Raw genomic sequence first — 25194 nt, forward strand, 5'->3', positions numbered from 1 at the left:
ATGGCTGAGAACAACAATAGCAACCCTATGATGAACGATGAAAACGGCAAACCCAAAATGCCACGATTCAACGTTTACTGGGTTTACATCATTATAATTCTTGGATTTTTCCTGATCCAGTATTTTTACTCTGGCAAAACAGCTCAGCTAACCACATGGCAGGAGGTAAAAAACCAAATGCTGGAAAAGCAGGAAATAAGCAAGCTATTGGTGGTAAGGAACGCTGGCAAGGTAGAGGTTTACCTTAAGGAAGATAAGCTAGAGAAGTACAAGGATCGACTAGGACAGGGGTTTGGCGCTGTTCCAAAGGCAGGGCCTCACTTTTACTTTACCATTGGTTCCATTGAAACCTTTGAGCGGCAGCTTGCCGAGGCACAAACCAATATAGAGGAAAGTCAAAAAATATACCCGGAATACGTTGACCGGCCAAACTATTGGGCCGATATACTCTCATGGGTACTTCCGTTCGTAATACTTGCAGCCATTTGGATCTACATTTTCCGCAGAATTTCCAGAGGCGGTGGAGGCGGACCAGGAGGCGGGAATATTTTCTCGGTAGGTAAGTCAAAGGCACAGCTGTTTGATAAGGAAACACGCCCAAGGGTTGACTTTAAGGACGTGGCAGGGCTTGAGGAAGCCAAAATTGAGGTAATGGAAATAGTTGATTTCCTCAAAAACCCCAAGAAGTACACTGAGCTGGGTGGTAAAATTCCCAAGGGTGCTTTACTGGTAGGCCCTCCGGGAACTGGTAAAACACTACTTGCCAAGGCTGTTGCCGGCGAGGCCAACGTTCCCTTCTTTAGCATGTCCGGTTCTGAGTTTGTGGAGATGTTTGTAGGCGTGGGAGCATCGCGCGTTCGCGACCTGTTCCGTCAGGCCAAGGAAAAGGCTCCATGCATTGTATTTATCGACGAGATTGATGCCATTGGCCGAGCTCGCGGTAAAAACCCGAGCTTCTCCGGTAACGATGAGCGTGAGAACACCCTTAACCAACTTCTCACCGAGATGGATGGATTTGCCTCCAACCAGGGTGTAATCATTCTGGCAGCAACCAACCGCGCCGATATTTTAGACCGTGCTCTTTTGCGTGCTGGTCGTTTCGACAGGCAAATTCATGTTGAACTGCCCGACCTCAAGGAACGTCTCGATATCTTTAAGGTTCACCTTCGCCCTCTTAAGCTTGAGGAGAATCTCGATATCAGCTTCCTGGCAAAGCAAACCCCGGGATTTTCTGGTGCCGATATAGCCAATGTGTGCAACGAAGCTGCTCTTATTGCCGCGCGTAAGAATAAAAAGTATGTTGAGAAGCAAGATTTCCTTGATGCCATCGACCGTATCATTGGAGGGCTTGAAAAGAAGAATAAGATTATATCAAAGGAGGAGCGTCGCACCATTGCCTACCATGAGGCTGGACACGCCACCGTTAGCTGGCTGCTTGAGCATGCTAATCCTTTGCTCAAGGTATCAATCATACCCCGTGGCAGGTCGTTAGGCGCGGCATGGTATTTACCCGAGGAACGACAGATTACCACAACCGAGCAGCTATTCGACGAGATGTGCTCAACCCTTGGAGGTAGGGCAGCTGAGGAGATAAACTTCAATAAGATATCAACTGGCGCTCTGAGCGACCTGGAAAGGGTAACCAAACAGGCCTACGCCATGGTTGCTTACTTTGGAATGGGCAAGAATCTTCGAAATATAAGCTACTACGATTCCACCGGCCAGGTTGAATTCACATTTTCCAAACCCTACAGCGAGAAAACCGCTGAACAAATTGACGAGGAAGTTAAAGAAATAATCGATAAGGCCTACGAAAGGGCTAAGCAGATACTTACCGAGAATCACGAAGGTCATGTTCAGCTTGCCGAGCTACTACTTGAACGTGAAGTTATCTTCAGCGAGGATTTGGAAAAGATATTTGGCCCACGGAAAACCCTAAGCCGTGAGCAAGAACTGGTAAAAGAGCTTGACGAGGAGGCTCACAAGCAAGATTTAGAAAGCAAAGAAAACCAAACCGAATAAACCATGGACCAAAACTGGCAGGAGGTGTTTTCCACCTCGCATACATGGCAGGCCGAAATGGCTAAACAAATCCTCGAGGAAAACCAGATTCCTGCTGTTGTGGTTAACCGTAAAGATTCCAGCTATCTTTTTGGCGAAGTTGCAGTGTATACAGAGACTGAAAACGCTGAAAGGGCTAAAGAACTTTTAAAAGATATACAGGGTTGAGCGAGTTTTTAAAACGTACCATTAGCGGATTACTTTTTGTAATCGTACTGGTTGGGGCAATTTACATTGGCCACATAACCTTTTTCATTCTTTTTTTAGCCATTACCACTGCCACCATGCTTGAGTTCTACCATTTAGGACTTAAAGCCAAGTTAAGGCCACAATCGCTACTTGGAGTATTCATTGGGATGGCCTTCTTTATTTGGTCGTACTTCTACAGCTCAGGCCGGATTGAGCAGCTAACGCTTTACGGTTTTGTACCTTTGCTCGTTTCAATTTTTGTTGTTGAACTTTACAGGCATCAGCAAAAACCAATGCAGAACATAGCATTTACCCTGCTTGGTATTTTCTACATTGCCTTACCGTTTTCGTTAATGAACTTCATTACCATCAATGGCTCCTCGTATAGCATGGATTACAACCCGAACATATTACTAGGAATACTCTTTCTGGTTTGGGCAAACGATACCGGAGCATACGTTGTTGGTGTGAGTATGGGTAAGCATAAAATGATTCCCCGCATATCGCCCAAAAAGAGCTGGGAAGGTTTTGTTGGGGGTATAGCCACCACGCTACTGGTAGCATGGGTTATTGCAATGTTTTTCGATGAGGTAAGCCTTAAACACTGGCTTGCAATAGGACTAATTACAACCTTTATGGCGGTACTGGGCGATTTAGTGGAATCGATGTTCAAACGCAGTATAGGGGTTAAGGATTCCGGGAAATTTCTTCCGGGACACGGGGGGCTACTCGACCGTTTTGACGCATTGTTAATGGTACTCCCCATGGTTTATGTTTACCTTGAAGTAATGATGATTATTTAAATTTTTTAGTAGATATGAAGGTTCACAAGGAGGGATACTCAATTCTTTTTGTAACACTGGCAGTCCTGGTGGTACTATGCGCCGTTTCCTGGTTAATCCTGCCAAAAGCAATTTCAATTGTTGCAACGGTAGCATCGGTGCTGCTAATGGCTTTCTTAACCCGATTTTTCAGAGTACCTTCAAGGCAAATTGAAAACCGCCAGAATGCGGTTTTATCGCCTGCCGATGGCACAGTTGTTACAATTGAGGAGGTAGAAGAGAACGAGTACCTTAAAACCCGATGCATACAGGTTTCAATATTCATGTCGGTTTGGAATGTCCATATCAACTGGTTCCCAGTAAGTGGCGTTATTAAGTACTACAAGTATCACCCCGGCGATTACCTTGTTGCATGGCACCCAAAATCGTCGTCGCACAACGAGCGAACCACGGTTGTGGTTGAGCGCCCCGATGGTGTTAAAGTATTACTCCGCCAGATTGCTGGCGCAGTAGCCCGAAGGATTGTTTGCTACGCCGAGGTGGGGAAACCTGTAAACCAGTGCTCTGAGCTAGGTTTTATCAAGTTTGGCTCACGGGTTGATGTATTCCTCCCGCTTAACGCCGACATTAAAGTAGCCATTGGTCAAAAGGTGACCGGAAACCTTACGGTTATTGCTACCGTTTAGCCAGTACTTACACCAACACAACCTCTACACCTTTTTCCTCAAGCTGTTTAACAAACAGCTCGTTAACCCCTTTATCGGTAATTATCAGGTCAACCTGGTCGAGCTGACATATCCGACTAAAACCCCTACGGCCGAATTTTGAGCTATCGGCCAAAACAATTACCTTTTCGGCGCTAGCTATCATTTGCCTGTTCAGCGAGGCCTCAAGGGCATTGGTTGTGGTTAGACCAAATTCGGGGTCAATACCATCAACTCCCATAAAGAGCTTGCTGCATCGGAAACCCTCGAGCATCTTTTCGGCAAAGGGGCCAACAACCGATGTGGCGGTATGTCTTACCAGTCCTCCTAGCTGTAATACCTCAGCCACTCCCCTTACGGCAAGCTCACGGGCGGCAACCAGCGAGGCACATATGACAGTAATGTTACGTCGTTCGCCTATTTGGCGTGAAAACTCATTGATGGTACTCCCAGAGGCAAGAATAATACTCTCCCCATCGGAAATTAAACTGGCCGCATAGCGCGATATGCGCTGCTTCTCCTCAACATATAGCTGCTCTTTCTCTATTACATGCCTATCGGCTATGTACGGGTTACTTACCGATGCGCTCCCATGCGAGCGGAATAGCAGATTCCTACTTTCAAGAAGTTTCAGATCCTTTCGAATGGTAACCGCTGAAACTCCCAGTTGCTCGCTAAGCTCAACTACCGATACATAGCCTGTCTCCTTGAGTATTTCAAGAATTTTTCTATGCCGTTCCGCTATGCTCAATGTCATACCTACCAATTTTATCTCAAACATAGTGATTTTTTAAATCCGATGTCTTAAGTAGATACCTAAAAATAATTTCATTTAATTTCGTTTTGTTTCGTTTTATTTGTTATTTTTACCAAAAATATTTCGTTGTATTACTAATTCTTACGATATGAATAGAGAACAGATGCTCAGCCAAGCCGTGTCAAATGATCAGGGATTTGACTTTGTAATTATTGGGGGTGGTGCAACAGGTGTAGGAATTGCTCTTGAAGCAGCAACCCGTGGCTATAGAACGCTGCTACTGGAAAAACATGATTTTACAAAATCAACCTCAAGTAAAAGTACCAAGCTGGTACATGGCGGGGTGCGGTATTTGGCTCAAGGCGATATTGCTTTGGTGCGCGAGGCCTGTATCGAGCGAGGTAGGTTGCTAAAAAATGCCCCCCACTTAGTAAAAAATCAAAGCTTTGTGATTCCAACCTTTGGCTGGTTCGATGAGCTGATGTACACTGTTGGCCTAACGTTTTACGATTTACTGGCTGGCCGCTACAGCCTTGGGCGTTCGCTCAGGGTTTCAAAGAAAAGAGCGCTGGAGTACATTCCAACCATCGAACCTAAAAAGATTACTGCCGGTGTGGTTTACCACGATGGCCAATTCGACGATTCGCGCCTGGCCATAAATGTCCTTCAAACAGCAACCGAACATGGTGCCTTGGTGCTTAACTACATGAACGTGGTTAAACTCACCAAAAACACCAATGGTACTGTCGACGGGGTTGTGGCTGAGGATTTGGAAACGGGCAGGAGCTACACTTTCCATGGAAAAGCAATAATAAACGCAACCGGCGTTTTTGCTGACGACGTACTGCAAATGGACATCCCCGGCCAGGCAAAAACCATTTCGCCAAGTCAGGGTGTTCATGTTGTGCTCGATAAAAGCTTTTTACCCGGCAACCATGCCATGATGATACCCAAAACCGACGATGGACGGGTACTATTTGCTGTTCCGTGGCACAACCGCATAGTGGTTGGTACTACCGATACCCCCATACCTAACGCATCGCTTGAACCTGTTGCGCTTGAGGAGGAAATAGAATTTATTCTGAACACTGCCGGCCGATACCTAACCAAAGCACCCAAACGAAGCGATGTGCTTAGCGTATTTGCGGGATTACGGCCGCTTGCAGCACCTAAAGGCGATTCAAAGAAAACCAAAGAAATATCCCGGAGCCATAAAATCATTGTAACCCAGTCCGAGCTCTTTACCATGGTGGGAGGCAAGTGGACAACCTTCCGCAGGATGGCTGAGGATATGGTAAATAAGGTTGAAGCGGTTAAGGGCTGGGAGAAAAGTAAATCAAGAACCCGGAACCTGAAAATTCATGGTTACTCAAACAATGTTAACCATAGCGACCCGCTCTATGTGTATGGAACCGACAAGGAAAAGATCCTTGAACTGGCAAAGGTAGAGCCTGAACTTGGCGAAACCTTAAGCCAGAGTCTTGGCATTATTAAAGCCCAAGTGGCGTGGGCAGTTCGCCATGAAATGGCCCGTAATGTGGAAGACTTTTTGGCGCGTCGTACCCGATGCCTGCTCCTGGATGCTCGCGAGAGTATGCGCATTGCACCTGCGGTAGCAGCTATAATGGCAAGGGAATTGAACCATGATAAAAACTGGGAACGCGAACAGGTGGAAAATTACTTAGCTATTGCACAGAACTACATTCTTAGCTAATTTGTGAAACCCTAACAAAACCTAAAATCTACCTAAACCTATGGAAAAGTTTATAATGGCACTCGATCAGGGCACAACCAGTTCCCGCGCCCTGATTTTTGACCAAAAGGGGAACATTCGTTCCATGGCCCAAAAGGAATTTCAGCAGATTTTCCCTAAACCGGGCTGGGTTGAGCACGACCCCAACGAGATTTGGTCATCGCAGGTGGCGGTTGCAGCCGAAGCCATGTCGAAAATTGGGATTAACGGTCAAAATCTGCATGGCATAGGTATTACAAACCAACGCGAAACCACTATTGTTTGGGACAGGAATACCGGTGAACCCATCTATAACGCCATTGTTTGGCAGGATCGCAGAACTTCATCGCTTTGCGATGAGCTTAGGGCAAAGGGATTCACTGACACGATACGACAAAAAACCGGACTGGTGATTGATGCCTACTTTAGCGGAACAAAGGTTAAGTGGATACTCGATAATGTTCCCGGCGCACGCGAAAAGGCAAACCGGGGCGAGTTAGCCTTTGGTACAGTGGACACCTGGTTGGTGTGGAAGTTAACCCGCGGAAGAACCCACGTAACTGACGTTTCCAACGCCAGCCGAACCATGCTTTTCAACATTAACACCCTAACATGGGACAAAGAGCTGCTCGAACTTTTACAAATCCCTGAGAGCATTTTGCCTCGCGTGGCTTCGTCGAGCGAGGTTTACGATCATACCAATACTACATTTTTTGCAACAAAAGTACCTATTGCAGGCATAGCCGGCGACCAGCAGGCAGCCCTTTTTGGACAAATGTGTGCCAGCCAGGGCATGGTTAAAAACACCTACGGAACCGGTTGCTTTATACTCATGAACACCGGGAAAAAACCTTTTCTCTCAAAAAATAATCTGGTAACCACTATTGCCTGGCAAGTAAATGGCGACACCTACTATGCCCTTGAAGGTAGCATTTTTATTGGCGGAGCCGTAGTGCAATGGCTACGCGATGGTTTAGGTATCATCAAAAGCAGCGCTGAGGTGGAGGAGTTGGCCCGCCAGGTACCCGACAACGGCGATTTATACCTTGTACCAAGCTTTACCGGAATGGGTGCACCGCACTGGGATCAGTATGCACGCGGGTTGATGATTGGTATCTCTCGCGGAACAACACGTGCACACATTGCCAGAGCTGCACTGGAAAGCATCGCCTTTCAAACCATGGATGTGCTTGATGTTATGGCTAAGGATACCGGCATAAACCTTACGGAATTGCGAGTTGATGGCGGTGCTTCAGCTAATAATCTGCTCATGCAGTTCCAATCCGATGTGCTTGGCATCAACGTTGTACGGCCTAAAACAATAGAGACAACCGCTATGGGTGCAGCTTACCTGGCAGGGTTAGCCACGGGTTACTGGAAAAATATTGAGGAGATTGCCAACCTTTGGCAACTCGATAAAACTTTCACTCCCGGTATGCCAGCCGAAACCCTACAAAAAATGAAGGATAAATGGGCCGATGCTGTTGAAAGAGCAAAATCGTGGCATAGGTAAACCAATATATAATCCCCAGATTATGTTATACTTGCAATTAAATCAATAAAAATGGACAACAAGAAGAATAACAAAATGGCAATTGGGCTTTCAATTGGTCTTGCCTTAGGAGCAATAGTTGGGATTACTGCAGGAGTGTTGCTGAACGACATCGCACTTTGGTTATCAATTGGAATAGGAAGCGGAATGGCATTTGGGATTGCAATAGGTGTTTTAATCGGTGATAGAAAAAAACTGTGAATAATGACTCGTGACGCATTATTAAAGTAATAATGAGGTTTGTTGTTAGCCAAGCGAAATTGAACGATTTCCATGGAACTTGGGTTTAAATTTTCAGCTTGAAGCCCTCGCTGTAGCGTTTTGTCACGTAATTACTTTTGTCCATACGCATAAATTAGTGTAGACATTTTTCAGTACGGGTCACAGCCGCTCGTTTAACGATTCACGATTCACGTTTAACGAACTAAACTTCCTCTAACCCTATCATATTCCGATTCATTCCGACTCATTCCGACTCATTCCGACTCATTCCGATTCATTCCGACTCATTCCGATTCATTCCGATTCATTCCGACTCATTCCGATTCATTCCGACTCATTCCTCAAAAAAGTTTCCGCCTTCCCGTTTTTACTAGCCCGGTTGAATTTGTTAATTCATTGTACCTTTGATAAATGATTCAAAACAATATACTTACCAAAATTTTTTCATACTATTGTAAAAACTTTGACGCGGTGAAACACCCATGTAAGTCAGCTTGCACAAACACAGATGAACAACCGAGCGTTGTTTGCGAGCTCGACGAAGTCAAACTATGGGTGTTCCATCCGCTCGATAAAGTTTATTAAAAGCAAGACTGTAACGTGTTAGTAATTAATAATATAAATATTTTGTACGGATGAAAAAGTTGATAATTTTTTTAGGTATAGCGTTGACTATAGGTGTTATTTTAGCTCCCCTTAAATTGATAGCATGGTCGGAACACCCACTACTGGCATACCCGGTTCTGAGCAGCATTCCCGACCTCACAAAACGAAATCCGGTTGAGGTGCAAAGCCTTAAAGCTTTTCTTATAAAAGAAGAAAAGGGGTTGGCTGAATTTCTGATGCGATACGAGGAGTGGGCTAAAACAAACTTACCCAACTATGCTCCATTACCACAGGGCCTTGAGTTTAAGCACACTGGCAACCAAAGCGATATTGTTTACCGTTTTCTCACAGCCCTCAGGTTAAACCCTAATATCAAGCTAAGATTGTACTTACATTTACTTCCAAACCAGGATATTAATGGGAAAACCGTTATTCCGCCCTCGGAATTAACCACTCTGACCGATGTTAGTTCGCTAAGCCACACCAACTACGTGGTGATTAATGAAGGCGAATTGGTTGCTCCGCTCCAAGTGCTGTGCACCGCCAACGACGAGCCCGACTATGGGTTTGATTTGGGTTTGTTTGAAGATAATGGCACCAGCCACGGAAAAACCTATGGATTCGGCGTTCAACCCTTTGGCGATCCTAAACTCGAGTACGGCAGCCAGGCTCCTTTTCACATGGGGTTTTACCACGAGGCAAAGCTGGTTTACGCTTTTGGCCCATTCCTCAGGAAAACCTACCCCGAATACCGCATAAGCCTTTTCAAGGCACTGGCTGAGTACGCATTTGCAACTGGCAACGACTACTGGGGTTGGCGATTCATGGGCTGGGGAATGCACTACCTTGGCGACCTATCGATGCCGTACCACACAGCCCCCCTACCCGGAATGAGCGCCGCTCGAATGATTTGGATTAACCTCAAGGCTATTATTGGCTTCCCAAAAAGCAAAAACGATGCCGTTCAGCTGGTATCAAATAAACACTCCGTACTTGAGCAGTACCAATGGATAGCCATGCGTGAGGCATATAGCAACTATGATACCAACCCACTAATTGAAGCGCTTAGAGCTGAAACCCCCATTACACCCTATTCCAACGACTTTGCCCGTACTGTAGTGAGCCAAATATCGGTTGACCGAAGCCGTAAAGTTGACAAAGCCCTAAAAGAATTCTGCCCCCCACTTCTGGTAAAAGACCCATCGTTTGAGGCCAGTAAATCAAAAGAACTTGACAACCTTATGGATCAAATCAACAATTACTCAGGAGCAAATGGGATTGAACAGCTTAACGCATTGCTTACTGAGATGCTCCGTACCTACAGCATGTCGTTACGAAGCTACTACAACGCAATTGTTAGCAAAGCATAACCGATAATTTGCTATTTTTACGCCGTAAAAATGTAAACAATGATAAAGTATAAACGGATACTGCTTAAACTTAGCGGCGAAGCTCTTATGGGCGACGATAAGTACGGTATTAACACCCAGGTGCTTACCAGCTATGCCAAACAGATAAAGGAAGTTGCTGACCTTGGCGTTGAAATTGGGATTGTTATTGGTGGGGGAAATATTTTTCGGGGTTTGAGTGGCGTTTCCAAAGGATTCGACCGGGTAAAGGGCGACCAGATGGGAATGCTGGCCACGGTAATTAACAGCTTGGCGCTACAATCGGCCATTGAGGGAGCAGGCGGAAAGGCTAAGGTTTTTACCGCCACCAAGATGGAGCCCGTTGGCGAGCTCTACACCAAAGCAAAGGTTATTGAAGGGTTCAAGCAGGGCTACGTGGCGATTATTGCAGGCGGAACCGGGAATCCTTTCTTCACTACCGATACAGCCTCAGCATTACGCGGTGTTGAGATTGAAGCAGAGGTTCTCCTGAAAGGCACCCGTGTTGATGGTGTTTACACTGCCGATCCCGAAAAGGACAAAACAGCCGTAAAGTTCGATGAGCTAACCTTTACCGATGCTTACGAGAAAAAGTTAAAGGTGATGGATCTTACCGCCTTTACCATGTGTAGCGAGAATAACCTTCCTATCCTTGTATTCGATATGAACACCCCGGGCAACCTAATGAAAGTTGTTACCGGCGAAAGAATTGGTACATTGGTAAAAAATTAATACTTTTAGTGTCCGAAACAATAAAAATCATAAAGCCATGAACCTTGACGATGCAAAAAAAGTTATAGATATTGCCGAGAGCAAGATGCAAAAGGCCATTGAGCATTTGGATAATGAGCTTAGGGTTATCAGAGCCGGAAGGGCAAACCCGGCCATGCTTTCCGGCGTTATGGTTGACTACTACGGAACAATGACCCCGCTCACCCAGGTGGCAAGCGTGGGCAGCCCCGATGCCCGCACCATCGTGGTGCAACCCTGGGAAAAAAAGATGATCGACCCCATTGAGAAAGCCATCATGGCCGCTAACCTTGGCTTTAACCCCCAAAACAACGGCGAATCAATTCGCATAATGGTACCTCCCCTAACCGAGGAGCGCCGCAAGGATTTGGTTAAGCAGGTAAAGCACGAGGGTGAGAATGCCCGCGTGAGCATTCGCAACGCCCGCCGCGATGCCCTTGAGGAAATCAAGAAGATGCAGAAAAATGGCCTGCCCGAGGACGCCGCTAAGGATGCTGAAACCAAAATCCAAAAAATTACCGACAACTACAATAAGAAAGTAGATGATGTGCTCCACAAAAAGGAGCAGGAAATACTTACCGTATAGGATGTGAACGTTCCGTCATGCAAGGGTGTTACTTAACCGGTAACACCTTTTTTTTATCCATCACATTCTTAGCCTCGATATACCGGGAAAAACTTTGTCGAGGAATCTCATATTTAGTGTACCGTGTGCAGGGGTAGTGTACAGTGGGAGGGGTGATATTTAAGGATAAAGGATAAAATTTTAAAATTTCAGATTTCAGATTCATGATTGAAGGTGGTTTCTTAAGCCATCAACCAACAACCATCAACTAAATTGTTATCACAGAGTTACACAGTGTAACACGATGTTTCACAGAATGGCATTGACGAACTACGCTTCACGAACAACCAGCAACTACTCCTGTCATTCCGAACTAGTCGAAGAATCGCATTAATGAAGAGTTGTAGATTCAATGAGATGCTTCGGCTGGGCTCAGCATGACAAGGTGAGAGAGGATGCTAAGGGTGTTGTCATCCCGAGCGTTGTCGAGGGATCTCATAAAAGGATAAAAGGGGAAAGAGATGCTTCGGCTGGGCTCAGCATGATAATCGTCTTATGAGCCGATCAACATCAAATATCAGAGAGTGTAGGACTTAGCTTACAAGAACAACGAACAACGAGCAACGAGCAACCTTTCCAGCCCCGTAGGGGCTAAACATTTGTAACTCCATCACGACTCCTACCTGTATAGCGATGCACGCTATGGCATTCCAAAGAGCAAGGGTGAAACGTTGCATCGCAACAGATAAGCATGGCAAAGAGCCTTTTACATGTTCTTTCATGTCTTGATACAAGAAAGAACCAAAGAAGATCAAGGCTGAAAGGCCCGACCCATTGACAGGTCAGGCTTTTATACCACTGCTTGCTTCTTCCACTCCATTCCCTCTCAGAAAAAAGGTTTTGGGTGAGGTCGTTTTCCATATTCAACATAGATGACCCCTCTAAATCTCCCCTGAGAGGGGAGACTTTAGCCCTGTAATTAGGTCTCCTAAATGCTTTCCCCCTCTCCTATCAGGAGAGGGCTGGGGTGAGGTCGTTTCCCACGAACAACGAACAACCTTTCCAGCCCCGTAGGGGCTAAACATTTGTAACTCCATCACGACTCTTACCTGTATAGCGATGCACGCTATTGCATTCCAAAGAGCAAGGGTGATGCGTTGCATCGCAACAGAAAAGCATGGCAAAGAGCCCTTTACATGCTCTTTCTTGTATTGATACAAGAAAGAACCAAAGAAGATCGAGGCTGAAAAGCCCGACCCATTGACAGGTCAGGCATTTATGCCTCGGCTTGTGTCGCTCATTGTTGTACGAGGAATCGCATTAATAAAGAGTTTATGGTACAAAAGGATTCTTCGGTGAACTCAGCATGATTTGAGGGCTAAATTCTCTTTTCCTAACAAACAACAACCGTCAACTTTCAACTAAATCAACTTCACCATCTGTGTTTCATTGGATTAACCATCAAATAATGTGTATCGCAGTTTAAACCACTTATTCAGCGTAATCTGCGTTCTATTAATCTCACAATCAACAATCAACGAACAACTTCATTGGTTAGGTAGAATAGTAAGTAAAAAATTAAAAGACCGTTTGATAATTTGTAATAAATTTTTTATACTTGTTCTAGCAATAAAACTCTATTTTATAGCGCCTATACACCCAAAAATGGAAATAAGGCGCAACTAAGTAGCGCATATAAACTAGTTGTGTGCAACCTTGACCTAAAAACCATAAAGAATGGAGTTTGACAAGAAAATATTATCCTTTTTAAAACCTGATTTAGTTGATAAGATTCTGCAAGAATCAAGTATAAAGGAATTCCCCAAAGGAACTGAAATTTTAAGAGAACAACAGTATGTTAAAGTATTGCCTCTTGTTGCAAGTGGACTTGTAAAAGTATATTCAAGATTTGACGAGAAGGAATTATTACTCTACTATATTGAGCCTGCTCAAAGCTGTGTTATGACATTCTATGCTGCACTAAAAAACACACCAAGCAAGGTTTTCGCTACAACCGAAGAGGATTCAAAGATTATTTTAATTCCTGTACAACTATTGCCTAATTGGCTTAAAGAGTATCCTGACTTCAACGAACTATTTTTTAATCAATACAATCTAAGGTATTCAGAACTTTTAGATACAATTAGTCAATTGTTATTGGATAAAATGGATAAGAGACTTTATGATTATTTGAAAAAGAAATTGGAATTAATTAATAGTATTTCAATTAAAATGAGTCATAACCAGATAGCTAACGAATTAGGAACTGCTCGTGAAGTAATAACCAGAGTGCTGAAAAAACTTGAATCCGATGGGAAAATAATACAAAAATCTGGTGAAATAAGAATTATCGCTGATTGGTGACCACGGTCACTGCACAGCAATAAAACACCACTTACCTTTGTAACGCAATAATGCAGGAATATTTAAATTTTAAAAAAATGAAAAAAAACATGGGAAAAGCAGACAGAATTATTAGAGTAATAATCGCTGCAATAGTCGGAGTACTTTATTTCACAGGAACAATTTCTGGAACATTAGGCATTGTTCTTTTAGTATTTGCAGGTGTTTTCGTTTTAACTAGCTTGATAAGCTTTTGTCCACTTTATGCACCATTTGGAATTAGAACATGTCCGTTAAATGAAAAAAAGTAAGACTATGAAAGCAATAAAATTAGCAGCAATTATCTTTGGATTATTTAGTTTGCTACTTGTTATTTCTTGTAGTAAAGATGACGATAGTACAAATAATACACAGAGTCAAGTACAGAACAATATTCAAAGTGGTACTTGGCGAATAACGAAATTTATAGACTCCGGAACAGATGAAACCAATCATTTTGCGGGTTACAACTTCACCTTTAAGAGTTCAGGTGTATTAAACGCAAACAATGGTACTAATAATTACGATGGCACTTGGAGTATTACTGACAGCAACAGTAATGATGATAGCCAAGATGATTTAGACTTTAACATAAATTTTAACTTAACTAATGATTTTAAAGACTTAAATGATGATTGGGATTTTATCTCTCAGTCCACTACTAAAATTGAACTTATAGATGTTAGTGGTGGAAATGGCGGAACTGATTATCTAACATTTGAAAAGAATTAAAGGCAGCACACAACATCGTGTATAAGTAATGGCGGGGTCTGTAACTAATTTTAGCATTCAGCCCCGCATATACTTTTGTGTTAGTTGGACTGGATTTGCTCCGAAGTCCGCCACTACTCATACACGTCACCGTTATACGTCATTGTCTGTAAGATAGATGGAGAGTTGATTAAATATGAAACCCGAAGTTAAAGAACGTCTAATAATTGGTTTGATTCAGTACTTAAGTGCCCAATCATCAGGTTCAGGCAATTTTGCCGTGGCTGATGGTTATATGGCAATTGATAATTACTTCTCTGCTATCTTACTTGACCAAGGAATTGACCCAACTCGAAATCATAAACAAAAGCTAAACCTTATGCTCTCGCATTTTGGAGACCTGCTGCGAAAGGCTGAAGCTACTCAAGATGATCTTGAAGAATTCTATGATTATTGGCAAAAGGTACGATATTCCTCAATGATTCCGACACCGAACAAAACGCTTTATTTCCTTCGTCTATGCTATCGTATTATATTCGTTATTTTGGAGGAAGTTGCCTTCCGAAATGGTAAATCTCATAACGAATTGGAAGAGGAACTATATACTGAAATTCTAGGAAACCGTTGGTCAAGTTTTGATGAAGAGATTGGTTACATTCATGAAGTATGGCAGCAGGAGGCCGAAATTCAAGGTGAAATGGGCATCGGCTCTAAACTTGGCAATAAAATGCTAAATCCATCTAATTTTTGTGCAATTTGTGCATTAACCGATGACGAAATTACCAAAGAAATTATTGCCAAAGATTCTGAATTTGGGTCTAAGGTTGCGGATTTTTATCAATCGTTTCTCAAATTAGTTGTGTATGTTCAAAATGCCCGCTTTAAGCAAGGTGTTGAACCTGATGAAATTACGAATTTCATGTTATCCTTAAGATTGGGTTACCATGGGCAAAGTATGAAGGAAATAGCAGACGATTGGGGGAAAATGATTGCCAAGGCTCTTGAATCTCTTAAGAATAAGTCAACAGAGACTCAAGATAGAGAGGATGACAACGGCGTATAACACGGTGTTTGTGGTTCGCTACGCTCCCCTAAATTTTGCTTCGCAAAACTTCACAAACACCGAAGCCGTTAACTCACCACCCCAACATTCAGCAGTTCCGCTGCCAGGGTAAGGCGTTGTACCCAGTTCCCGGGCAGAACCATGTGGTGGTTGCCAAAGGGAGTTTCCGTAAAATACTTTGAGGCCGAAGGGCTAAGCTCAACCTCCAGCTGGGTGCGACAGGCATTCCGGCTTTTGGGCTTATCGGTAACCCTGGCTAGCGTTACAAATATGTGGTTCAACGTACTGTCGAACCTAAAGATGGTTACCTCATCGCCCTTAAGCTGGCCGCTTACGGCGTAACCCTTGCCGGTTTCAAAGTGGGTATCGAGCTTAAACGAGGTTAGATGGTTAACCGGCGCAGTACAGTGGGCAAGCATGGCTTTGCCATTGCCCACATGAGCTATATTGGCCATCCATGGAATGGCGTTGCATACCTCTGACGATAGCATCATTGCGGCAGCACTGCAAATATCGGCCTCGCAGGCTGTGGGTATGCCATCGTAGTTTAGCTTGGCTAATGCCAGGCAGGCGGTATGTCCGGTCTTGTTGACCAATGGGAAACATTCCACGGCCATGGCGTTAAGCCTGTAAAACGGAATAAGCGAGGCAAGCCCCTCATATATCTTACCGCTCTCAATGAGTTCCACCCGGTTCTCGGCCATGCCAAAAAGCGAGGTAAAGTCTGGCGAAACCTGCGATATCTCATCAAAAACAATATCATCCCAGCTAATATCAACCTGCTCAACCCCCAGCTTGCTTTGTAAAAGGTAGGGGTTAACACCGCTGGCCACAAGCCACGGCGATGAGCTGCCCACCACACCAAGTCGCTGACCGTGAAGCTTGCGTACCCCCACAAAGGCATTGTAGTACTCACTCAGGTACTCGGCGGTTGAAGGGTTATCGGCATCGAGCAGTACGGAACGTATGTTATGCTGGTTCATCCAGGCTTTAACCTCGGTGGCAGCAGCCCATGCGTTGGCGTCGCGTGAGGCGAGCAGCAGGTAAAAGCGGTACTCCTGCACCGACTCAATGGCTATATGCTCAGAGCCCCCGGTCAGAAACATAAGCACATCGGGCTTATCGTTCACAAACTCCATCTCCTCGGGGTTAAACAAACCCATATACTTCTTTTTGGCCTTGTCGAAAACTGAAAGCTCTGCTGCCGGAAAGGCAAGCAACTTTACCCTTAACCTATCCTTAATAAAATCGTTACTACTCATTGTTTTCAATGCTTTTAACAATACTGATTCCGAATCTGATATACTGGTAAACATCCTCAGGAGTGCCATCGATACGGTTGTTGTTCCTTACGTGTCCCAACCTAACCACCACGGCATTCAAGCTAGGAATTACAAAGATATACTGTCCCAGCAAACCGCGAGCATACCAGGTCTTGTATCCATCAACATTTATCATCCACCACTGGTAACCATAGAAATCGACATTCCTGTTAGTTTCTGGGTCAAAGAGGTAACTTGCCGGCGTAAGCGACTCGTTAAGGTATTCTTCCGGCACAATCTGTTCCCCATTCCAACGGCCACCGTTCAGCACCAGCTGACCAAAGCGGGCAAAATCGCGGGCATTGGTGTTAAAGCAGCAGAACGCCTTTTCAACGCCATCCTTGCGGTCCAAACACCAAAGGGCATCGTGTTCGGCGCCAATCTTTGACCATATCTTTTCCGAGGCGTAATCGGCCAGCGTTTTACCGGTTGCCTTTTCAATAATGAGCGATAGCAGCTGTGTGTCGCCGCTACGGTACTCAAATGTCTTTCCGGGTTCCTTTACCACCGTTTGGTTTAGCACCAGCTTGGGCAGGTTTTTTCCATAGTAACCCTGCGTGGTAAGGGAGAATAGCGTACTATACGATTCGTCCCAGCTTAGCCCTGAGCTCATGGTGAGCAGATGCTTTATGGTGATTTTTGCCTTATCGCCCTCAGCAAACTCAGGGAGGTAGTTCCCAACTGGTTCATCGATACTTTTCACATAACCATCGCTTAGGGCACAACCCATGAGCAGGCTAACAATGCTCTTGGCCATTGAAAACGAGTTGGAGTATGAATCTTTTCCGTATCCATCCCAGTACGATTCAAAAAGTAGAGCGGTATCCTTTACAACCAGGAAGGCTACTGTGCGGAAATCGTTAAAGTATTTAAGCTGATCGTTGGTAAGCTGATAGGAGTTGTACTTTTCATGCAACCTCCAGGGTTGAGGCGTACCCGCCTTAACGGTACGGTTATGGAATATTTTGTAGTCGTCGATATTTACCTGCTGGTAAATTAGTGCCCGCACAATGTAATGGTTCTGTGGCAAAGCCAAATATACTGCAAGGGCTACAACAACCACTACACTGGCCACCTTAAGTTTTCGCTTCCAGTTCATAGCATGCTAGGTTTAGGTTGATATGTTGTGTCGAAATTAAGGATTGTTTTGGATTTTTTGTGATATTTGTTCTCAAAATATTTCATTTGACCCGAATTATGAAAAGCATGATGCTCCGAGTAGCGCTTATTTCAACATATATATCGATTTTTTTTAATTCCATTGCTCAACCTGATAGCTCTGGGGTAGGCCTCTACCTTTTGGGACAATCGTTTTTTGATAACAAGGAGTTTACCGGGAACATCAAAAAGGGGTATACACACCCCGGCTTTTACATACAACCGGCCATCAAATTTGAAACGGAACAGTACAGCATTGCAGCGGGTTTCCATACTTTATACCTTGCCGGTGCCGACTCGCTTGAACGGTTAGTACCTGTTTTTTCGGCTAGATTACAGCTAAATAGCAAGGTAACCCTAATTGTAGGAACATTAGAATCCAAAAACGGCCACTGGCTACCCGAGCCACTATTTAAGCCCGAAAGGCTATTCCTGAACCAACCCGAAACGGGTGTACAGTTCTTGTATCGAGGGACTGAGAGCAAAGCCGATTTATGGATAAACTGGGAGCGTTACATCAAAGCTGGTAGCCCATTTCAGGAAGAGTTTACCGTAGGCTTTACACATCTGTACCACCGGAACAACAATACCGGATTCTCCAATGCCTTTCATGCAATGGCTTTCCACCATGGCGGGCAAATTGATAGCACCAACCTACCCGTTCAAACACACATAAACCTTGGAGTTATTCCTGCATATAGCTTACAGCCCCTGGCTAAAACACGATTTGAATTTTCATCATCGCTTTACTACTACAAAAACCTTTCCCCATCGTTTACCTCCTATTACAGCTCAGGCTTTGGCCTACACCCTCAGCTCAGAGCATACCACAATAGCACCACCATCGATATTGGTTACTGGTACTCCGATGGGTTCATAAATCCGCGCGGCGAAGAGCTTTTTGGGTCAATATCTACAATTAATCCTACATTCAACCAAGCGGTTCGCACAATGGGTACTTTTTCAATTGAATTCCAAAAGCTATTTCGGGAAAGATTGCTGCTGAACGCAAATTTCAAGGCATACTACGATTTTAAGTCGGGATTGCTGGAGTACAGCTACACGCTACGGCTGTTGTTTGATGGTAAGCTTACACGGGTGAAGTAAAAAACCCGACCTGTGGTGGTCGGGTGGCAAGCTTTACAATTTTCGTTTTCTACTTATTTTCTTTAGGACAGTAGATGTTAACCATCTGCTCAGCTGGTTTGTAGCCCAGCTCCACAGCTTTGCGGAAATCGTCGCACCCCGACTTGAACTCCTGAACGTTCATTTTTGAGATACCGCGGTTATAGTATGCCTCGGCATTCTTGGGGTCGGCCTTAATTATAACATCATAATCGGGGATGGCATCCTTATGGTTGCCCATAATTGCCTTTGAAACGGCACGGTTGTAGTAAGCCTGAACGTAATTGGGGTCAATGGAAATCACCTTGTTGAAATCGGCAATTGAACCCTTGTAATCCTTTTGGAACGCACGGGCAACACCCCTGCCGTAGTATGCTTTAAGGTAATCGGGTTTAAGCTCAATGGCTTTATTGAAAGCAACAACGGCCTGCTTGAACTCACCCTTACGGAGCAATGCTCCACCCTTTACTCCGTAAGCCAATGGCAATTTAGGGTTAACTGCTATGGCCTTATCGAGTACCTTAATGGCATCGTCGAATCGCTGCACATTGGCAAAGGCATCACCAAGGCTATAAAGGGCTTCCTCGTCCTTGGGGAGTTCCTTAAGTGCTATTTCCAAATCGGCAATTGCACCATTGTAATCCTGAATTTTTAGTTTAAAGATTCCCCTCTTCTTGTAGGCCTCAGGGGTAGCGTTAGCCCCTTCAATCATCTTATCGTAATCGGCAATTGCTCCCTTAAAGTCGGCAAGGTTTGCCAGCGACTCGCCACGGCTGTAAAATGCCTCAAGGTTTGAGCCATCGAGCTCAATACTGCGGTTATAGTCCTTGATGGCTTGCTCAAAATCCATGGTTGCAGCGTTTAACAACCCACGCTGGTAGTATGCCTTTGAGCTGGAATCGTTCATTGCTATAGCCCGGTTCAGGTCAGCCATGGCCTGCGAATACTGCTTTAGCTTACGGTACGATACTCCTCGTTCAATGTACAGCTCAAAATGAGTTGAATCAATACCAATAGCCGTACTAAAATCGGCCAAAGCCAGCGAGTCGTTATTTAAAGCGGCAAGGGTTACACCGCGCTTAAAGTAGTAATCGTAGCGTTTGGGGTTTAACTTAATGGCTCTGTTAAACTTTTCAAGGGCAAGCTCATACTTGGCCGAATCGAGCAGCTTTAAACCTTCATTGTAGCTGTTTTGCGCTAAACGGGGCTTAAGCAAAATGTAGGCTGCAAAAGCTATGATAACCAGCCCAACAAGTATAACCACAGTACGTTTCATACAAATCTGCTTTAATATCAATTCAAATTTATACGATTATTTTGATATAAAGGTTATTTATTGGCTTCAACTATCAACGCGCAGTTGAGTTTAGCCACCTCGCGCGCAAAACGTGGGTTTTGGTTTGAGAGTAAATCGGTTAGCTTGTGATAGTTGGGGTCGTCGTGATGGCTTATGAAGAAAAGCGATTTGTAGTTCCTGAGGTAAAAGTTATAGCTATCGCTATAGTTTCGGTAGGTATTGTCGTTAACCGTTTTGAGCAGGGTGTAGGTTGAACAGATTTTTTGTGCATGCTTCCTAAAATCAACCGAATTGGGATAATCAATAACATTGAGGTACCAACCCGTTGAATCGGTAACCGGGCAGAACGATACCATATCGTTATTGAGCATGAATTTCACCTTAGCCAGTGTATCGGATAAACGGTTGGTCATATGCTGGCTACCATAGAGGCCAAGTTCCTCGGCAGCAAAGGTTGCAAAAACAATGGTTGTTCGGGGTGCAAAACCCGATTGCTTAAGAACTCTGGCAATTTCAAGGGTTACCGCAACGCCGCTGGCGTTATCGTCGGCACCGGGAGCCACGTCAAGAGGGCTTTCGGGTTCAGTACTTCGTAAAATACAATCGTGATGCCCCCCAATAATGGTAAGGCTATCGGGGAACTCAACCCCAGGCAGTGTACAAACCACATTGTACTGCCAGGTTTCATAGTACTGGTTTCGGAAATATACGTTAAGCTGGAATGAATCGAGACGGGCAGTAGCGTATCCGTAGCTTTTAAACTTATTCATTATTGCAACGGCTACTTCGCGCCTGTTTTCGGCCAGTGCAAAACGTGTACCAATTCCCTGTAGCATCCCAATTGTAGCAGCAATGCTATCGGCATGGATTTTTTTGGTTAACTGGGCAATTTCAGGATCGGGCTTACTGGTGGGGTCAACAATTTCTTCGTCCTTTGAACAGGACACCACAATGCCAAATAGCAATAGGGCCAACAACCCCTTAAATACATAACGGTAGGTAGAAGTCATAAACTTTAGTTTTGATGTAAAAATAAACATTCTGTTAATTCCGTAACGCTCCCAATTCAGAAAATTGATACCTTTGGTGGCTGAACCCTGAAATTAAAAGGTATAACAAAACCAATTACCCGATGGAGAACTTATCACTAAGTCAATTCAAGAAGTATAACAACCTTATAGGATGGTTCACTTTTGCCATAGCCACGCTGGTTTACTTGCTTACCATTGAACCCACTGCCAGCTTTTGGGATTGTAGCGAGTTTATAGCCAGCGGCAATAAGCTTGAGGTAGGTCATCCTCCGGGGGCACCCTTTTTCATGCTTATGGTTCGTTTCTTTACCATGTTTGCACCATCCCCGCAATGGGTTCCTATACTTGCCAATAGCCTATCGGCCCTTGCCAGCTCATTCACAATCCTGTTCCTTTTCTGGACCATAACCTACATGGCTCGGCGAATTGTTTCGCCCAAAGCAACTGAGTTCACCTTAACCCAGGTAATACTCATACTTTCATCGGGGTTTGTTGGCGCTCTTGCCTACACCTTTTCAGATACGTTCTGGTTCTCAGCGGTTGAAGGTGAGGTGTATGCCACCTCTTCGCTCTTTACAGCCCTTGTTTTTTGGGCAATCCTAAAGTGGGAAGAGCAAGCCGATCAGCCCCATGCCACCCGATGGATCATTCTAATTGCCTTTTTAATGGGTATTTCAATTGGAATACACTTACTCAACCTATTGGCTATTCCGGCCATTGCTCTTGTTTACTATTTCAGGAAATACAGCTACTCGCCTAAAGGCCTATTTTACACCCTTTTGATTTCAGGCGTGCTGCTAATTACCATAATGTATGGTATAATTCAGGGATTTGTTGTGATAGCCTCAAAGGTAGAGTTGCTTTTTGTAAATTCCTTTGGACTACCAATTAAATCGGGAGTTTTCTTCCTGTTTACCGTTGTACTGGCGCTGCTTGCTTACGGTATTTATAGAACACATAAGCAAGGCCGCGTGGTGCTGAATACAATTTTTGTAGGGCTTACGGTGATAATGATTGGCTACAGCTCGTATGCTGCAATAGTAATTCGCTCGTCGGCCAATCCGCCAATGGATCAGAATAGCCCCGACAACATGTTCTCACTACTATATTACCTTAACCGTGAACAGTATGGCGATAGACCTTTGCTGTACGGTCAGGTATTCAATGCACAGCCTATAGCAAGGGTTGAGGGGGAGCCTACCTATGCGCCAAAGAATGGTAAGTACGTTTTTGTTCGCACCAAGGATAAATACGAGTTTGACCCTGAATTCAAAATGCTCTTCCCCCGTATGTGGAGCAACGAACAAAACCATGTTAACGCTTACAAGAAATGGAGCAACTTTGATGGCAACCCCATTAAACGATTTGGGCCTGATGGCAAAACCGAAACCATTTACGTGCCCACCTTTGGCGAGAACTTACTCTTCTTCTTCCGATACCAGCTTGGCTTTATGTACTTCCGCTACTTTATGTGGAACTTTGCTGGCCGCCAAAACGACCTTCAGGGGCATGGCGAGGTAACCAAGGGTAACTGGATAAGCGGAATCCCTTTCATCGATAACCCACGTTTAGGGCCGCAGGAAAAGCTGCCTGAAATTTACCGTAACAATAAAGGGCGAAACCAATACTACCTACTCCCCCTGCTCTTAGGCTTAGCCGGTTTATTGTACCATCTTCGTAGGCATAAGCACGATTTTTGGGTAACCACCATGCTTTTTGTGATGACCGGAATCGCTATAGTTGTTTACCTGAACCAAACGCCCTACCAGCCACGTGAACGCGACTATGCCTATGCGGGAAGTTTTTACGCCTTTACCATCTGGATAGGTTTAGGTGTTTTAGCAGTTTATGAATTGCTGAGGAAAATTAAGGATAACCCAGCCACGGCTGTGGTTACAGCATCGGTATGCACGCTGGCCGTACCCGTACTAATGGCCAACGAGAACTGGGACGATCACGACCGCTCAGGGAGCTATGTGCCAGTTGATTTTGGGTATAACATGCTTATTGGATGTAAACCCAACGCCATTCTTTTCACCTATGGCGATAACGATACTTTTCCCCTATGGTACTCACAGGAGGTGGAGGGCGTTAGAACCGATGTTCGTGTTGCTAACCTAAGCTACCTGCGCGGAGAGTGGTACATTGAACAGATGCAGCGTAAAGCTTACCAAAGCGACCCCATACCAATCCGAATGACATATGACCAATACTTTACCGGTGCTCGCGATGCAATTGTGGTGATTGATAGGATAAAAGAACCCCTGAACCTTGACCGTGTGGTGGATTTCTTCCTTTCTGACAAACCCGAAAATATGATTCAATCACCATTTAACCAAAACGAAAGGATAAACTACATCCCTTCCAAACAGCTTTTCCTAACCGTTGATAAATCAGAGGTTAAAAGCAAAGTCGATTTGCCGGACAACTACCTAAACCGCATTGCCGACACCATGACCTGGACACTTAACAAGCAGGTTGTGCTTAAGGACGGGCAGGTAATCCTTGACCTTATTGCTACAAACCAATGGAGGCGTCCCATTTATTACGCCACAACTGTTAGCGGTGAAACCTATTTAGGTTTGGATAAGTATTTCCACCTGGAGGGTATGATGTACCGTGTACTACCTATTCCTGCCTCGCGGCAGTGGGGGACTGGTTCGGTTAACACCCGCGAGATGTGGGAAAACCTCATGGAAAAGTATAGGTTCAGGAGCTTGAACAACCCCAAGGTCTATCTGGACGAAAACAAGATGCGAATTGTATCTAACTACCGTAACCTTTTTGCTCGCCTTGCCAATGCTTTAGTTGATGAAGGCAAAATGGATTCGGCCATCACTGCACTGAACAGGTGCATGGAGCTAATTCCTCCTAAAAATGTTCCGCTTAACTACTTTGCCCTTTCCATGGTTGAAGGCTATTACCGTGCAGGCGATATGCAAAATGCCCTGAAATACTCTCAGCAAATGGTAAACCAAGCCTCCGAGGCCATATCGTACATGATTTATGATCTGGACGAGTTTCAAAAAAATTGGCTTGGAAACGAGCTTCAGCTAAATCTTGCAATACTTTATGAGTTAACACGAATGGCCAACCAGTACGAGAAGGGCGAGTACGCTAAACAGCTAACTGATAAGTTCAACTCATACGTTACGGTTCTTGAAGGGTAGTTATGATAAATCTTAGTCCCCCGCGTTTTTTTCAGAGGTTCTTCAGGAATGTGATTTGGAATTTCCCCTCCGAAAAGGAAGGGGTTTTCCTCACGTTCGACGATGGTCCAACGCCGGGAGTTACCCCATGGGTGCTGGAGCAGCTGCGCAAGTACAATGCAAAAGCTACCTTTTTTTGCCTGGCAAAAAACATTGAGATGCACCCTGAAATTTTTGAGATGATTGTGGCCGATAGACATGCTGTGGGAAACCACTCCTACAGCCATATCAAGGGATGGGGAACCGACACCACTCAGTATGTGCAGGATATTATTTACGCCAACAGCTTTGTAAACAGTAACCTCTACCGCCCACCCTACGGGCGTATAACGCCCAAACAGTTCAAGCTGCTAAAATCGCAATACAAGATTATTTTGTGGGATGTGCTTAGCATGGACTACAGCCGAAGGGTCTCACCCAAAAGGGTTTACCAGTACGTAGTACGAAATGCCAAACCTGGGTCAATCATTGTTTTTCATGATTCCTTGAAGGCTGAGCGTAACCTGCGCTACGCACTGCCCCGCGTACTCGATAATCTCAGCTCTAAAGGGCTAACCTTTAAATCGATTATTATTCCATGAACAGAAT

22 protein-coding genes are annotated in these 25194 nt (G+C 44.6%); 17 read left to right on the plus strand and 5 right to left on the minus strand.

Annotation, left to right across the window (positions count from 1 at the left end; all coding sequences use genetic code 11):
* Genes ftsH through WHS63_RS04135 form a run of 4 tightly spaced genes read left to right on the plus strand, consistent with a single transcriptional unit; the run spans position 1 to position 3718 of the window.
* Positions 1–2022 carry an ATP-dependent zinc metalloprotease FtsH gene (gene ftsH, locus WHS63_RS04120; protein ID WP_445204015.1) on the plus strand — a complete coding sequence of 674 codons (2022 nt, stop codon included), beginning with the start codon at positions 1–3 and terminating at the stop codon, positions 2020–2022.
* Between the two features lie 3 nt (positions 2023–2025).
* Entirely contained in the window at positions 2026–2229 is a 204-nt protein-coding gene (locus tag WHS63_RS04125; RefSeq protein WP_445204016.1) for a putative signal transducing protein, read from the plus strand.
* Complete coding sequence (locus WHS63_RS04130; protein ID WP_445204017.1) at positions 2226–3053, plus strand: phosphatidate cytidylyltransferase; 828 nt, start codon at positions 2226–2228, stop codon at positions 3051–3053. The genes WHS63_RS04125 and WHS63_RS04130 overlap by 4 nt, the downstream gene beginning before the upstream one ends.
* 14 nt (positions 3054–3067) lie before the next feature.
* A complete protein-coding gene (locus WHS63_RS04135) occupies positions 3068–3718 on the plus strand; it encodes a phosphatidylserine decarboxylase family protein (RefSeq protein WP_445204018.1) in 651 nt (216 codons plus the stop codon).
* Between the two features lie 7 nt (positions 3719–3725).
* On the opposite strand, the gene WHS63_RS04140 is transcribed toward WHS63_RS04135, so the two are convergent.
* Positions 3726–4493 carry a DeoR/GlpR family DNA-binding transcription regulator gene (locus WHS63_RS04140; RefSeq protein WP_445204019.1) on the minus strand — a complete coding sequence of 256 codons (768 nt, stop codon included), beginning with the start codon at positions 4491–4493 and terminating at the stop codon, positions 3726–3728.
* A gap of 148 nt (positions 4494–4641) precedes the next feature.
* Here WHS63_RS04140 and WHS63_RS04145 point away from each other — a divergent pair, with 148 nt between their 5' ends.
* The 10 genes from WHS63_RS04145 to WHS63_RS04190 all read left to right on the plus strand — a co-directional run bounded on the left by WHS63_RS04145 (position 4642) and on the right by WHS63_RS04190 (position 15464).
* The gene (locus WHS63_RS04145) at positions 4642–6207 is read left to right on the plus strand and encodes an FAD-dependent oxidoreductase (RefSeq protein WP_445204020.1); all 1566 of its coding nucleotides are present in this window, start codon (positions 4642–4644) and stop codon (positions 6205–6207) included.
* A gap of 40 nt (positions 6208–6247) precedes the next feature.
* Positions 6248–7738, plus strand: a complete 1491-nt coding sequence (gene glpK, locus WHS63_RS04150; RefSeq protein ID WP_445204021.1) for a glycerol kinase GlpK — start codon at positions 6248–6250, stop codon at positions 7736–7738.
* A 51-nt stretch (positions 7739–7789) separates the two neighbouring features.
* Positions 7790–7978, plus strand: coding sequence for a hypothetical protein (locus WHS63_RS04155; protein WP_445204022.1), 189 nt, complete (start codon positions 7790–7792; stop codon positions 7976–7978).
* Between the two features lie 656 nt (positions 7979–8634).
* Positions 8635–9975, plus strand: a complete 1341-nt coding sequence (locus WHS63_RS04160) for a hypothetical protein (RefSeq protein ID WP_445204023.1) — start codon at positions 8635–8637, stop codon at positions 9973–9975.
* A gap of 39 nt (positions 9976–10014) precedes the next feature.
* Positions 10015–10725: a UMP kinase gene (pyrH, locus tag WHS63_RS04165; RefSeq protein ID WP_445204024.1), complete on the plus strand. Its 711-nt coding sequence runs from the start codon at positions 10015–10017 to the stop codon at positions 10723–10725.
* 37 nt (positions 10726–10762) lie between these two features.
* Positions 10763–11329, plus strand: coding sequence for a ribosome recycling factor (gene frr / locus WHS63_RS04170; protein WP_369488733.1), 567 nt, complete (start codon positions 10763–10765; stop codon positions 11327–11329).
* A 1716-nt stretch (positions 11330–13045) separates the two neighbouring features.
* On the plus strand, positions 13046–13672 hold the full coding sequence (locus WHS63_RS04175) for a Crp/Fnr family transcriptional regulator (protein ID WP_445204025.1): 627 nt from the start codon (positions 13046–13048) through the stop codon (positions 13670–13672).
* Positions 13673–13749: 77 nt separating this feature from the next.
* Positions 13750–13962, plus strand: coding sequence for a YgaP family membrane protein (locus tag WHS63_RS04180; protein ID WP_445204026.1), 213 nt, complete (start codon positions 13750–13752; stop codon positions 13960–13962).
* A gap of 4 nt (positions 13963–13966) precedes the next feature.
* Positions 13967–14422 carry a hypothetical protein gene (locus tag WHS63_RS04185; protein ID WP_445204027.1) on the plus strand — a complete coding sequence of 152 codons (456 nt, stop codon included), beginning with the start codon at positions 13967–13969 and terminating at the stop codon, positions 14420–14422.
* A gap of 175 nt (positions 14423–14597) precedes the next feature.
* On the plus strand, positions 14598–15464 hold the full coding sequence (locus tag WHS63_RS04190) for a hypothetical protein (RefSeq protein ID WP_445204028.1): 867 nt from the start codon (positions 14598–14600) through the stop codon (positions 15462–15464).
* 68 nt (positions 15465–15532) lie between these two features.
* Here the strand turns inward: WHS63_RS04190 and WHS63_RS04195 are convergent, their stop codons facing one another.
* Together WHS63_RS04195 and WHS63_RS04200 are read right to left on the minus strand one after the other, a co-directional pair.
* Positions 15533–16726, minus strand: a complete 1194-nt coding sequence (locus WHS63_RS04195; RefSeq protein ID WP_445204029.1) for a hypothetical protein — start codon at positions 16724–16726, stop codon at positions 15533–15535.
* On the minus strand, positions 16719–17885 hold the full coding sequence (locus WHS63_RS04200) for a serine hydrolase domain-containing protein (RefSeq protein WP_445204030.1): 1167 nt from the start codon (positions 17883–17885) through the stop codon (positions 16719–16721). The genes WHS63_RS04195 and WHS63_RS04200 overlap by 8 nt, the downstream gene beginning before the upstream one ends.
* Before the next feature lie 107 nt (positions 17886–17992).
* Here WHS63_RS04200 and WHS63_RS04205 point away from each other — a divergent pair, with 107 nt between their 5' ends.
* Positions 17993–19051: a hypothetical protein gene (locus WHS63_RS04205; RefSeq protein WP_445204031.1), complete on the plus strand. Its 1059-nt coding sequence runs from the start codon at positions 17993–17995 to the stop codon at positions 19049–19051.
* A 49-nt stretch (positions 19052–19100) separates the two neighbouring features.
* On the opposite strand, the gene WHS63_RS04210 is transcribed toward WHS63_RS04205, so the two are convergent.
* Positions 19101–20345, minus strand: a complete 1245-nt coding sequence (locus WHS63_RS04210) for a tetratricopeptide repeat protein (protein WP_445204032.1) — start codon at positions 20343–20345, stop codon at positions 19101–19103.
* Positions 20346–20398: 53 nt separating this feature from the next.
* A complete protein-coding gene (locus WHS63_RS04215) occupies positions 20399–21376 on the minus strand; it encodes a M28 family metallopeptidase (RefSeq protein ID WP_445204033.1) in 978 nt (325 codons plus the stop codon).
* Positions 21377–21498: 122 nt separating this feature from the next.
* On the opposite strand from WHS63_RS04215, the gene WHS63_RS04220 reads away from it, so the two are divergent.
* Both WHS63_RS04220 and WHS63_RS04225 read left to right on the plus strand, forming a co-directional pair.
* Positions 21499–24567 carry a protein O-mannosyl-transferase family gene (locus WHS63_RS04220; protein WP_445204034.1) on the plus strand — a complete coding sequence of 1023 codons (3069 nt, stop codon included), beginning with the start codon at positions 21499–21501 and terminating at the stop codon, positions 24565–24567.
* A 2-nt stretch (positions 24568–24569) separates the two neighbouring features.
* The gene (locus WHS63_RS04225) at positions 24570–25187 is read left to right on the plus strand and encodes a polysaccharide deacetylase family protein (RefSeq protein ID WP_445199206.1); all 618 of its coding nucleotides are present in this window, start codon (positions 24570–24572) and stop codon (positions 25185–25187) included.
* Positions 25188–25194: the final 7 nt, after the last annotated feature.

The sequence above is a fragment of the Tenuifilum sp. genome (genome assembly GCF_037481895.1).
GTDB lineage: Bacteria > Bacteroidota > Bacteroidia > Bacteroidales > Tenuifilaceae > Tenuifilum > Tenuifilum osseticum.

Excerpts from the sequence above, each read along its gene's own strand:
- ftsH (WP_445204015.1), top strand. The coding sequence starts at position 1 with ATGGCTGAGAACAACAATAGCAACCCTATGATGAACGATGAAAACGGC.
- WHS63_RS04125 (WP_445204016.1), top strand. The coding sequence starts at position 2,026 with ATGGACCAAAACTGGCAGGAGGTGTTTTCCACCTCGCATACATGGCAG.
- WHS63_RS04135 (WP_445204018.1), top strand. The coding sequence starts at position 3,068 with ATGAAGGTTCACAAGGAGGGATACTCAATTCTTTTTGTAACACTGGCA.
- WHS63_RS04140 (WP_445204019.1), bottom strand. The coding sequence starts at position 4,493 with ATGACATTGAGCATAGCGGAACGGCATAGAAAAATTCTTGAAATACTC.
- WHS63_RS04145 (WP_445204020.1), top strand. The coding sequence starts at position 4,642 with ATGAATAGAGAACAGATGCTCAGCCAAGCCGTGTCAAATGATCAGGGA.
- glpK (WP_445204021.1), top strand. The coding sequence starts at position 6,248 with ATGGAAAAGTTTATAATGGCACTCGATCAGGGCACAACCAGTTCCCGC.
- WHS63_RS04155 (WP_445204022.1), top strand. The coding sequence starts at position 7,790 with ATGGACAACAAGAAGAATAACAAAATGGCAATTGGGCTTTCAATTGGT.
- WHS63_RS04160 (WP_445204023.1), top strand. The coding sequence starts at position 8,635 with ATGAAAAAGTTGATAATTTTTTTAGGTATAGCGTTGACTATAGGTGTT.
- pyrH (WP_445204024.1), top strand. The coding sequence starts at position 10,015 with ATGATAAAGTATAAACGGATACTGCTTAAACTTAGCGGCGAAGCTCTT.
- frr (WP_369488733.1), top strand. The coding sequence starts at position 10,763 with ATGAACCTTGACGATGCAAAAAAAGTTATAGATATTGCCGAGAGCAAG.
- WHS63_RS04175 (WP_445204025.1), top strand. The coding sequence starts at position 13,046 with ATGGAGTTTGACAAGAAAATATTATCCTTTTTAAAACCTGATTTAGTT.
- WHS63_RS04180 (WP_445204026.1), top strand. The coding sequence starts at position 13,750 with ATGAAAAAAAACATGGGAAAAGCAGACAGAATTATTAGAGTAATAATC.
- WHS63_RS04185 (WP_445204027.1), top strand. The coding sequence starts at position 13,967 with ATGAAAGCAATAAAATTAGCAGCAATTATCTTTGGATTATTTAGTTTG.
- WHS63_RS04190 (WP_445204028.1), top strand. The coding sequence starts at position 14,598 with ATGAAACCCGAAGTTAAAGAACGTCTAATAATTGGTTTGATTCAGTAC.
- WHS63_RS04195 (WP_445204029.1), bottom strand. The coding sequence starts at position 16,726 with ATGAGTAGTAACGATTTTATTAAGGATAGGTTAAGGGTAAAGTTGCTT.
- WHS63_RS04200 (WP_445204030.1), bottom strand. The coding sequence starts at position 17,885 with ATGAACTGGAAGCGAAAACTTAAGGTGGCCAGTGTAGTGGTTGTTGTA.
- WHS63_RS04205 (WP_445204031.1), top strand. The coding sequence starts at position 17,993 with ATGATGCTCCGAGTAGCGCTTATTTCAACATATATATCGATTTTTTTT.
- WHS63_RS04210 (WP_445204032.1), bottom strand. The coding sequence starts at position 20,345 with ATGAAACGTACTGTGGTTATACTTGTTGGGCTGGTTATCATAGCTTTT.
- WHS63_RS04215 (WP_445204033.1), bottom strand. The coding sequence starts at position 21,376 with ATGACTTCTACCTACCGTTATGTATTTAAGGGGTTGTTGGCCCTATTG.
- WHS63_RS04220 (WP_445204034.1), top strand. The coding sequence starts at position 21,499 with ATGGAGAACTTATCACTAAGTCAATTCAAGAAGTATAACAACCTTATA.
- WHS63_RS04225 (WP_445199206.1), top strand. The coding sequence starts at position 24,570 with ATGATAAATCTTAGTCCCCCGCGTTTTTTTCAGAGGTTCTTCAGGAAT.